Annotated in this window: 10 protein-coding genes and 1 tRNA gene; 3 read left to right on the top strand and 8 right to left on the bottom strand. The window is 62.8% G+C overall.

Going from position 1 to position 9,420, the window contains the following annotated elements; translation table 11 throughout:
* The first annotated feature begins 41 nt into the window (after window positions 1-41).
* From dnaG to BLV92_RS20115, 3 genes are all read left to right on the top strand, one after another.
* Window positions 42-1,916 (top strand): DNA primase, encoded by a 1,875-nt coding sequence (gene dnaG / locus BLV92_RS20125; protein WP_090548140.1) that lies wholly within the window; start codon window positions 42-44, stop codon window positions 1,914-1,916.
* Between the two features lie 117 nt (window positions 1,917-2,033).
* Window positions 2,034-4,421, top strand: a complete 2,388-nt coding sequence (gene rpoD, locus BLV92_RS20120) for an RNA polymerase sigma factor RpoD (RefSeq protein WP_090548139.1) — start codon at window positions 2,034-2,036, stop codon at window positions 4,419-4,421.
* 119 nt (window positions 4,422-4,540) lie between these two features.
* Window positions 4,541-4,628, top strand: a tRNA-Ile gene (locus tag BLV92_RS20115).
* 110 nt (window positions 4,629-4,738) lie between these two features.
* Here BLV92_RS20115 and BLV92_RS20110 read toward each other — a convergent pair.
* From BLV92_RS20110 to BLV92_RS20080, 8 genes are all read right to left on the bottom strand, one after another.
* Window positions 4,739-5,746, bottom strand: a complete 1,008-nt coding sequence (locus BLV92_RS20110) for a tyrosine-type recombinase/integrase (protein WP_244283937.1) — start codon at window positions 5,744-5,746, stop codon at window positions 4,739-4,741.
* The gene (locus BLV92_RS32650; RefSeq protein ID WP_244283869.1) at window positions 5,656-6,015 is read right to left on the bottom strand and encodes a hypothetical protein; all 360 of its coding nucleotides are present in this window, start codon (window positions 6,013-6,015) and stop codon (window positions 5,656-5,658) included. The genes BLV92_RS20110 and BLV92_RS32650 overlap by 91 nt, the downstream gene beginning before the upstream one ends.
* Window positions 6,012-6,296, bottom strand: a complete 285-nt coding sequence (locus BLV92_RS20105; RefSeq protein WP_090548136.1) for a hypothetical protein — start codon at window positions 6,294-6,296, stop codon at window positions 6,012-6,014. Before BLV92_RS20105 ends, BLV92_RS32650 begins: the two co-directional genes overlap by 4 nt.
* Entirely contained in the window at window positions 6,293-6,991 is a 699-nt protein-coding gene (locus BLV92_RS20100) for a hypothetical protein (protein WP_143040707.1), read from the bottom strand. Before BLV92_RS20100 ends, BLV92_RS20105 begins: the two co-directional genes overlap by 4 nt.
* A gap of 83 nt (window positions 6,992-7,074) precedes the next feature.
* Window positions 7,075-8,043, bottom strand: coding sequence for a hypothetical protein (locus tag BLV92_RS20095; protein ID WP_090548133.1), 969 nt, complete (start codon window positions 8,041-8,043; stop codon window positions 7,075-7,077).
* Window positions 8,044-8,060: 17 nt separating this feature from the next.
* The gene (locus tag BLV92_RS20090) at window positions 8,061-8,822 is read right to left on the bottom strand and encodes a DNA cytosine methyltransferase (protein WP_090548131.1); all 762 of its coding nucleotides are present in this window, start codon (window positions 8,820-8,822) and stop codon (window positions 8,061-8,063) included.
* Window positions 8,819-8,962 (bottom strand): hypothetical protein, encoded by a 144-nt coding sequence (locus BLV92_RS20085; protein WP_373681808.1) that lies wholly within the window; start codon window positions 8,960-8,962, stop codon window positions 8,819-8,821. Before BLV92_RS20085 ends, BLV92_RS20090 begins: the two co-directional genes overlap by 4 nt.
* On the bottom strand, window positions 8,962-9,420 hold the full coding sequence (locus BLV92_RS20080; protein WP_090548128.1) for an HNH endonuclease signature motif containing protein: 459 nt from the start codon (window positions 9,418-9,420) through the stop codon (window positions 8,962-8,964). Before BLV92_RS20080 ends, BLV92_RS20085 begins: the two co-directional genes overlap by 1 nt.

Below are 9,420 nucleotides of genomic sequence, written 5' to 3'. Positions count from 1 at the left end.
CAAGCTCGCGCGGCCGGGCGCTGCCGCTCCCGCACGCGTCGATGATTCCGCATTCGTTCCTGCAGGATCTGCTGAACCGCGTCGATATCGTCGACGTGGTGGGTCGTTACGTGCAGTTGAAGAAGGGCGGCGCGAACTTCATGGGGCTCTGCCCGTTTCACAACGAAAAGAGCCCTTCGTTTACCGTTAGTCCAACGAAGCAGTTCTATCACTGCTTTGGCTGCGGTGCGCACGGCACCGCGATCGGCTTCCTGATGGAGCACGCCGGCCTGACCTTTCCGGAGGCCGTCAACGAACTGGCGCAGTCGGTCGGGTTGACGGTGCCGCAGGAGCCTTCGCCGCTACGCGGCGGCGGTTACGGCGGGGCCGGCGGGCCGGCTCCGGCGGTGTCGAAGTCGGTGGCGACCGCGCTGTCTGATGTGATGCAGACCGCGTGCGATTTCTACCGCAAGCAGTTGCGCGGCGCGCCCAACGCGATCCAGTACCTGAAAAAGCGCGGTCTGACCGGCGAGATCGCCGCGCGGTTCGGACTCGGTTACGCGCCCGATGGATGGCAGAACCTGGAATCCGCGTTTACCGACTATCGGGACGACGCGCTCGTCGAATCCGGTCTCGTGATCGTCAGCGAAAAACAGGACGCGCAAGGCCAGGCACGCCGCTACGACCGGTTCCGCGAGCGGATCATGTTCCCGATCCGCAACGTCAAGGGGCAGGTGATCGGCTTCGGCGGCCGGGTGCTCGACGGCGGCGAGCCCAAGTATTTGAATTCGCCGGAAACGCCGCTATTTAACAAAGGCAGCGAGCTGTACGGGCTGTTCGAGGCGCGGCTCGCGATCCGCGAACAGCGTTATGTGCTGGTGGTCGAAGGATATATGGACGTGGTGGCGTTGGCGCAACTCGGCTTTCAGAATGCCGTCGCGACGCTCGGTACCGCATGCACGCCGATTCATGTGCAGAAACTGATGCGTCAGACCGATACGGTGATCTTCAGTTTCGACGGCGACGCGGCGGGTCGCCGCGCGGCGCGGCGTGCGCTGGACGCGTGCCTGCCCCATGCGGCCGACAACCGGACGATCCGCTTCCTGTTCCTGCCGACGGAGCACGATCCGGACAGCTACGTCCGCGAGTTCGGCTCCGAGGCGTTCTCGCAGCAGGTCGAACGGGCGATGCCGCTGTCGCAGTTCATGCTGAACGAGGTGCTGGCGGGCAAGGAACTGGACCAGCCGGAAGGGCGCGCCCGCGCGCTGTTCGACGCGAAGCCGCTGTTGCAGGCGCTGCCGGCCAACGCGCTGCGCGCACAGATCATGCACATGTTCGCGGACCGGCTCGACGTGCCGTTCGACGAAGTCGCGGCGCTGTGCGAAGTCGATGCGCGGATCGCGGCCGCGGCCCGCTCGGCGCCGGCGCGCAAGGATCGGCATCTCGTGACCGGCATCGAGCGCAAGGCACTCCGCAACCTCGTGATGCATCCGAGGATTGCGGCGCAGCTCGATGAGGAAGCCGAACAGGCGCTGATCACGTTGACGCGCCACGGCGAACTGTTCGAGGAAGTGACGACGCACGCGCGCGCGTTGGGCGACTCGGCCGAGTTCCAGTTGCTGTCTGACCTTTTGCGCAACGGCGCGAACGCCCCGACCTTCGAGGAGATTTTTCGCGAAATTCTGGACTATGATGAAAATGTCCGGGATTTGCTGATGAAAAACCCAGAAGACGGTGCGGTAATCGAGGAGCGGCGCGAGCAGGAGCGGCTGGTCAGCGAAGAGTTGACTGCGGCAATCCTGAAGATGCGGTACGACGCATGCTGCGAACGGCTCGACGTGTTGTCACGGCAATCGCGGCACACGCCCGAGGAACTGGCCGAACTGATGGCGCTGAACCAGACGCGGGCGGACATGAAACGCCAGCTCGGGCTGTAGGCGCGACCGCGCGGAAGAGGGTTTTTCGCGCGTGCTAAAATAAAAGGTTTTCAGCGGTTTGTTGTTGTGTTTGTTGTTTTTCCGGGCAATCCAGTTTCCAGTAAGGGCGGAATCGCAATGGCAAAGACTACGGGCGGAAAAAAGGCGACAGGCAAGGGCTCGACGGAGCCGACCGGCAAGGTCACGGAGGCCAAAATCGCCAGTTCCGCAGGAAAGACGTCTGTTGCCGGCACCGCGCCTGTCGCCCGGAAGAGATCCCAGGCAGCTTCGGCCGCGCGAGCGGCGCCAGCGCGTGCGGCGAAGGCCGCCACCCAACCGGCTACGAAGCGGTCCGGTGCGAGTAGTGCAAGGCTAGTGCCTGCCGTCGCGGACGATGCGGCAGAGCGCGAGGCTCCAGTATCCACGGTTCAAGAGGCTGTTGTCCAGCAGCCGCGAGTCGAGACTACAGCCGGTACGGCGAACTCCATGACGAAAAAGCTGAACGAAGTATCCGTCGATGACGACGCAAACCAGAGCGAAGAGAGCACGCCTGTCACGGGCAAGGGCGAAAAGGCCCGTGCGCGCGACCGTCGTGCGAAGGAGAAGGCGCTGCTGAAGGACGCGTTCGCGTCCACGCAGCCCGGCACCGTCGAGGAACTCGAGGAGCGTCGCTCGAAGCTGCGCGCGTTGATCAAGCTCGGCAAGGAGCGGGGCTTCCTCACGTACGCTGAAATCAACGACCACCTGCCGGACAACTTCACCGAGACCGAGGCGATCGAAGGCATCATCAGCACGTTCAACGACATGGGCGTGGCCGTGTACGAGCAGGCGCCCGATGCCGAAACGCTGCTGCTGAACGACAACGCGCCCGCGGCGTCGTCGGACGACGAGGTCGAGGAAGAAGCCGAAGTCGCGCTGTCCACCGTCGATTCCGAGTTCGGCCGCACGACCGACCCGGTGCGGATGTACATGCGCGAGATGGGCACCGTCGAACTGCTGACGCGCGAAGGCGAAATCGAGATCGCGAAGCGGATCGAGGACGGCCTGAAGCACATGGTGATGGCGATCTCCGCCTGCCCGACCACGATCGCGGACATCCTCGCGATGGCCGAGCGCGTCGCGAACGACGAGATCCGCGTCGATGAACTCGTCGACGGCCTGATCGATCCGAACGCCGAGGACACCGACGGCTTCTCCGCGCAGGAAGCGGAAGAGATCGAGAACGAGGCCGAGGAAGCCGAGGAAGAAGAGGAAGAGGAAGAAGAAGAGGATGACGGCACCGCGCAGGCGACGGCTAACGCGGCGCAGCTCGAGGCGCTGAAGCGCGCATCGTTGGAGAAGTTCGCGCTGATCAGCGAATGGTTCGACAAGATGCGCCGCGCGTTCGAGAAGGAAGGCTACAAGTCGAAGTCCTATCTGAAGGCGCAGGAAACGATCCAGAACGAGCTGATGTCGATTCGTTTCACCGCGCGTACCGTCGAGCGCCTTTGCGACACGCTGCGTGCGCAGGTCGACGAAGTGCGCCAGGTCGAGCGTCAGATCCTGCACACCGTCGTCGACAAGTGCGGCATGCCGCGCTCGGAATTCATCGCCCGCTTCCCCGGCAGCGAGACCGACCTCGACTGGTCGGAACGCATCGTCGCCGAGGGCCATCCGTATAGCGCGGTGCTGTCGCGCAACATTCCGGCGATCCGCGAACAGCAGCAGCGCCTGCTCGATCTGCAGGCGCGCGTCGTGCTGCCGCTGAAGGACCTGAAGGAAACCAACCGCCAGATGGCGGCCGGTGAACTGAAGGCGCGCCAGGCGAAGCGCGAGATGACCGAGGCGAACCTGCGTCTCGTGATCTCGATCGCGAAGAAGTACACGAATCGCGGCCTGCAATTCCTCGACCTGATCCAGGAAGGCAACATCGGCCTGATGAAGGCCGTGGACAAGTTCGAATATCGGCGCGGCTACAAGTTCTCGACGTACGCGACGTGGTGGATCCGCCAGGCGATCACGCGGTCGATCGCGGACCAGGCGCGCACGATCCGGATCCCGGTTCACATGATCGAGACGATCAACAAGATGAACCGCATCTCGCGGCAGATCCTGCAGGAAACCGGTCTGGAGCCGGATCCGGCGACGCTGGCCGAGAAGATGGAGATGCCGGAAGACAAGATCCGCAAGATCATGAAGATCGCGAAGGAACCGATCTCGATGGAAACGCCGATCGGCGACGACGACGATTCGCATCTGGGCGACTTCATCGAGGACAACAACACCGTCGCGCCGGCCGACGCCGCGCTGCATGCGAGCATGCGCGACGTCGTGAAGGACGTGCTCGACTCGCTGACGCCGCGCGAAGCGAAGGTGTTGCGGATGCGCTTCGGCATCGAGATGAGCACCGACCATACGCTTGAGGAAGTCGGCAAGCAGTTCGACGTGACGCGCGAGCGGATTCGCCAGATCGAGGCGAAGGCGCTGCGCAAGCTGCGTCACCCGAGCCGCTCGGACAAGCTGAAGTCGTTCCTGGAAGGCAACTGACAGGCGATGATGCGCGCGCATTGAGCGCGCGCGATGGCGGGGCCGGCTGCGTTCGTGTAGTATGTCGGCCTGTCGTCAATGAGGCCCGGCCTTTTCAAGACCGGGTCTTTTTTGTTGTTGGGCCGGACGCCGTGCTGGTTGCAGGCAGCGGACTCATAATCCGCCGGAGAAATCCCGTCGTCGGTTCGAATCCGACCCGGCCCACCAAAAAAACGTTGTACCTCAAGCGTTTAGGCAGCGCCAACTGACCTAAACGCCAGTGCGCCCCAAAAATCCGGCGGACACTGCGCCCAGAGCGTGCCCTGCTCTGGGCTTTTTTATTTCACCGCGACGAGTCGCGGCGCCCCAGCCTCTGTGCTCATCAGCACTGCATCCGCATGCGGCTTCAGGTGGTCGGGCGCGAGGTGGGCATACCGCAGCACCATCTCGTAGCTCGCCCAGCCCCCTAGTTCCATCAGGCGATTGAGCGGCGTGCCGCCCTGGACGTGCCAGCTCGCCCACGTGTGCCGCACGTCGTGGAACCTGAAGCGCTCAATGCCGGCACGTTTGCAGGCCGCCATCCAGCGTTTCGTGTCCCAGTACCATGGCGCTACGCCGCCGCACGAGAACACATACCGCTCGTGAAGCCCGAGTTGCCGGCGAACGATCGCTACCGCCTCCGCGTTCAGCGGCACGCCGATCGACTTGCGCGCCTTGGCTTGATCCGGATGAATCCATGCCCGCCGCGCCTGAAGGTCGACCTGCGACCATTCGAGTTCGATGATGTTCGACTGGCGCAGGCCGGTTGCAAACCCGAAGGCCGCGATATCCCGCATCCAGTCCAGATCTATCGCGGCGAGCAGACGCCGAGCTTCGTCCCTCGTGATCCAGCGTATTCGTCCCGCAGGCTCTTTCGCAGTGGTGAGTTTCGGCGCGCGCTCAAGCCATTCCCAATCTCCGGCGGCGTCGTTCAGCATGGCGCGAATTGTGGCCAGATACCGATTGCGCGTTGATGGCGTGAGCACCTTGTCGCAACCTTTCTGCGATGCCCGGTCGGGGAGTGTCGTGAGAATCTCGTCGCGAGTGATCGTATCGAGCGCACGAATGCCGAAAATGCTGCGCCAGTACTTGACGTGCCTCACTTTGCTCTTATAGTCGGCCTTGCCAGCCTGCTCCCTGAGATAACGGAGCGCGGCCTCATCGAACGTGCGCCTGGGCTTGTCGCCCAGTTTCGCGACGCGCCATGCTTCATGCTTCAGCTTGTCGTGTAGCTCCTGCGCCTCCTTTCGATCGGTTGTGCCAGCAGTTTGTCTAATTCGGCCGCCGCCTGGCGTGCGGAAATCGATGAACCAGGCGTCAGAGCCTTTGCGCCTGCGGATTGACATGCTTCCTTCTCCTTTCCGCCCGCGCCGGTCAGAGGCGGATTGTACCCCTGCAGCCTCTCGCGCAAGGTGTTGGGCCAGACGCGCCAGACGCGGCCTGCCTTGAAAAAACCCCACTGCACGCGGTTCGTCCATGCTGTGTCGTAGGAGACGCGGAGCAACGCAGCCGCCTCTTTCAGCGTCAGTGCGCGCTCGCCGATCATTGAGGGAGGGGATGCGATCAGTTCGCTCATTCCTCTTCCTCTGGCTCGACAATCGGATAGTCGGACTCTTCGCCGCGCAGCTCGACGACGACCGGCCCACGTCGCATATCGCCGGTCATGGTGCCGTCGAGTTCGCGGCGCTCCGCATCGTTGAGGTTGCGCCACTTCGCGATCGAGTAGTGCCCGCACAGAAGGCCGCGCGGCGACCCGCGCTGGATGGATCCGACGGCGATGTTGCGTTCGCGACACCAGTCCTCGGCTTCGCTGGCCGCCTCGAAATTGCAGCCGGGCGTGTCAAATACTTTTTTCATCCCGCCTCTCCCGTTTCGAGCGGCCCGGTGTCGCGCTGGGCGGCGTGAGGCGTCGGCTGCAGCACTTCATCCAAGCTGTCGACGCAGGCGTCCATCTTCTCGCCGTAGATCGGCTCCCACCATTGCCCGGTCCAGTAGGAAGTCTGAAGTCGCGGGTGCCACCGCCGGAATCGACGATACCGCGCTGCGTCCTGTGCGTCGTGCGCCCCGGTCGCACCGGCTTGCGCTACTGCTGCGCGAGTATCGCCAAACGCCTCCCGAAATTTGATGACTGAAATTCCAACGTGGCCCGACTCATAACCGGTAGTCGCTGCAGCAATGGCATTGAACGTTTTCTGATACGGGAATGGCTCTTCCCGCTCGTTGCCCTCCACCGTGGCTTGCGGTGCGGTGGCGCGGGCTTGCCAGCATTCCCACATTTCTTGCTTAAAGCCCCATTCATAGGTCCCATCTTCGCGAACAGGATGCGGGTCGGGAAGAAAACCATATTCATCGGGGCGATTATCAAACCACGCCTCGAACTTCGCGCGTTCACCGTTTTCCGCCGCGACTTGCAACGCAGCGAGAGCAGCACTCCATCCAGCCCCGTAGAACTGATATGGCGTCATGCGGGCGTACATCTCTGCGCTGATTTCTCCCCACGACCTTACTAACGCCGCGACCAGCTCGTCGTCCTTCACCGTTTCATTGGTCATGGCTTTCTCCTCTTGCTTGCATGCACCAGTGCCGCAGCCGCGTGAGCACTCAATGTCGCGGATTGCGCAGACTCGGACCGCGCTCATGGCTTGGCTCCTTGCGATGCGGCGCGCTGCTGAATGCGCTCACTGAGCTCGCGCGTGCGTTGACGCTTCAAAGCGTTCTCGGCCTCGTTTTGCGCAAGATCCAGCAGAGTCTGCGGCGTTACCGCCTGCTGCGCGGGAGCGGTCTCGCAGAGGGCGTTCAGCTCGTCGCGCAAGCCAGCAAGTCCGTTCACGTCAAGCCCCGCTGACGCCTGCCCATTCCAGAGCATCAAGGTTTCGATAAGGTCTTTGACCACGATAGCGACGTTTGACACGCGATCAGCCACCGGTTCGGCCCGCTCAACATCTGCTTGCGCCGGGGCGTGATAGCCCCCGAAGCAGTGCGCGATGAACTCGCTCAAAATGAACCGGTCCTCATCGGTCGGTTCGCGCGAGTCGTTGTTTTCTCCAACGATTTCGAAGTCGTCAATCGCGGCCATAGCCGCAGCGCGCGTCAATGTTGGCGCATCCGTTCCCCGCGCAGCATCTGCTACTGGAGCCTGTGGAGCGGCGGCGAGCATGGCGCGCACTTCCTCGGCCAGCTCGATCAGTGACCAGTGGTAGTCGCGCTTTGCATCGGCGTGCGCGCCGGTTCCGAACGACAGCGAGCCCATGTCGTCGTGGCCGTACTGCTGCGCGTAGTCGTCGGCCTTTTTGTCGAGCAACTTCGCCACAGCTTCGACGCCCTGCGCCCAGCCGCCCAGCACCGCTACAGCTTGTGTCGCCTCTGCGGGAGCGGAGAGAGCGGCGCGCAGATCGCGGATTTCCGCGCCGGCCGTGTTGGCGATTACCGCAGCGCCTTTTGCGGCCTCGCGCAGGGTATCGACTTCCTCGAGCAAGTCGCGGATGACCGCCGCGCTCGTGCAGTCGTCTCCGGCGACCACGTCGATGCTCTCGCTATTGGTCTCGCTGCACTCGATGAACTCGCGCAGTTTTGCGGCCGTGTAGCCGCCGTATTTCTTGTCCATGGTTGGGTCCTTGCAGGTCAGGCGGTCAGGGCTTCGTCGGCTGCTGCGATGAAGATTGATGCTTGGCGCGCGTTGATCGCGTTACCGTAGCCGCGGGCGCGACAGCGTTCCACTGCAATGGAAGATTCATCGCCAGGCAATAGGCCGCTGTAATCACCTTCCATGAGTGCCCTGAGTCGAGCAGCCGCGTTGCGAGACTCGGCGAATGCCGTTTGCGCTGTGACAGAAATGCGTTCGATCGGGTGATGTCCTTCCCGTCCCGCGCGCATGGAGTTGGCAACGAAGTAAAGCCGATTTCGGATGTGGTCCGCGCCCGCACCAGCTGCACTGGTAATTGCCGCAGCGCAGGCGTAGCTCTCCGACTCCAACTGATCGAAAACACTGTCGAGCCAAGTGAGGCCATCGCGGCTTCCAACCTGCTCGCCAAAGCAAACGACAGGTCGGCACTCGCGGATGAGATCAAACCAGGCAGGGAACAGATGTCGTTCGTCGTCGAAACCAGCTCGCTCGTGAGCGACGGCTGCAATGCTGAACGGCTGACAGGGGCAAGACCCGGTCCAAACAGGTCGAGAGTCGTCCCAGCCAGCCATGCGCAGGGCGAATGACCAGACTCCAATGCCGGCGAAGAAATGGCACTGGGTATAGCCTCGCAGGTCGTCGGGTCGGACATCCTCAATGCTCCTTTCGTCAACGTCGCCAGCGGCGATATGCCCGGCGGCGATCAGGTTGCGCAGCCACTGTGCGCAGTACGGGTCCAATTCGTTGTAATAGGCCGTCACGCACTACCTCGATAGGTCTTCGTGAACGCCGCATCGACAGCGCGGCCGCGGCCGCGCACAACGTTCGCGAGCAGCGCGCGGTCGTGATGGCTGGCGCTCGCCTGCCGTAGCAGCCCGAAATAGGAGTTCGCGACCTGCATCAGGCCTGTTTCCAGGATTTGCCACGCAACACGCACGACACGGCACCTTGCGTGACGCCGAACCTGCGCGCAAGCGCCGCTGCACCGTGCGTTCGGCTATATGGCTGAAATTCCCTGCGAATCTGCGCAACAGCGTCGCTCGTAAGTTTCGAGAACGGGTGCGCTTCACCAAAGCAGTGTCTTCCCCTGCCTTTGGCCAACATGTCCCGAAGGTTCTCGCTGCGCGATCCCAGACTCAAATGCGCAGGGTTGATACATTTGCGGTTATCGCAGGAGTGCATGACATCCTGCTTCTCCGTGATCGGCGCATTGTGCAACTCGAACGACACGCGATGCGCGAGACGATTCTTTCCCTCATGCCAGACCAAGCCGTATCCTGCCTTGCAGATGTGGCCGGTGAATTCGAGACATTCGCCCGCCTCCACAGTGCGGCGCATCAGGCTGTCGATCGTAGCCAT

It is taken from the genome of Paraburkholderia caballeronis, from assembly GCF_900104845.1.
GTDB lineage: Bacteria > Pseudomonadota > Gammaproteobacteria > Burkholderiales > Burkholderiaceae > Paraburkholderia > Paraburkholderia caballeronis.
The sequence above is the reverse complement of the archived record's forward strand: the minus strand, read 5'-3'. Positions and strand labels throughout refer to the sequence as shown.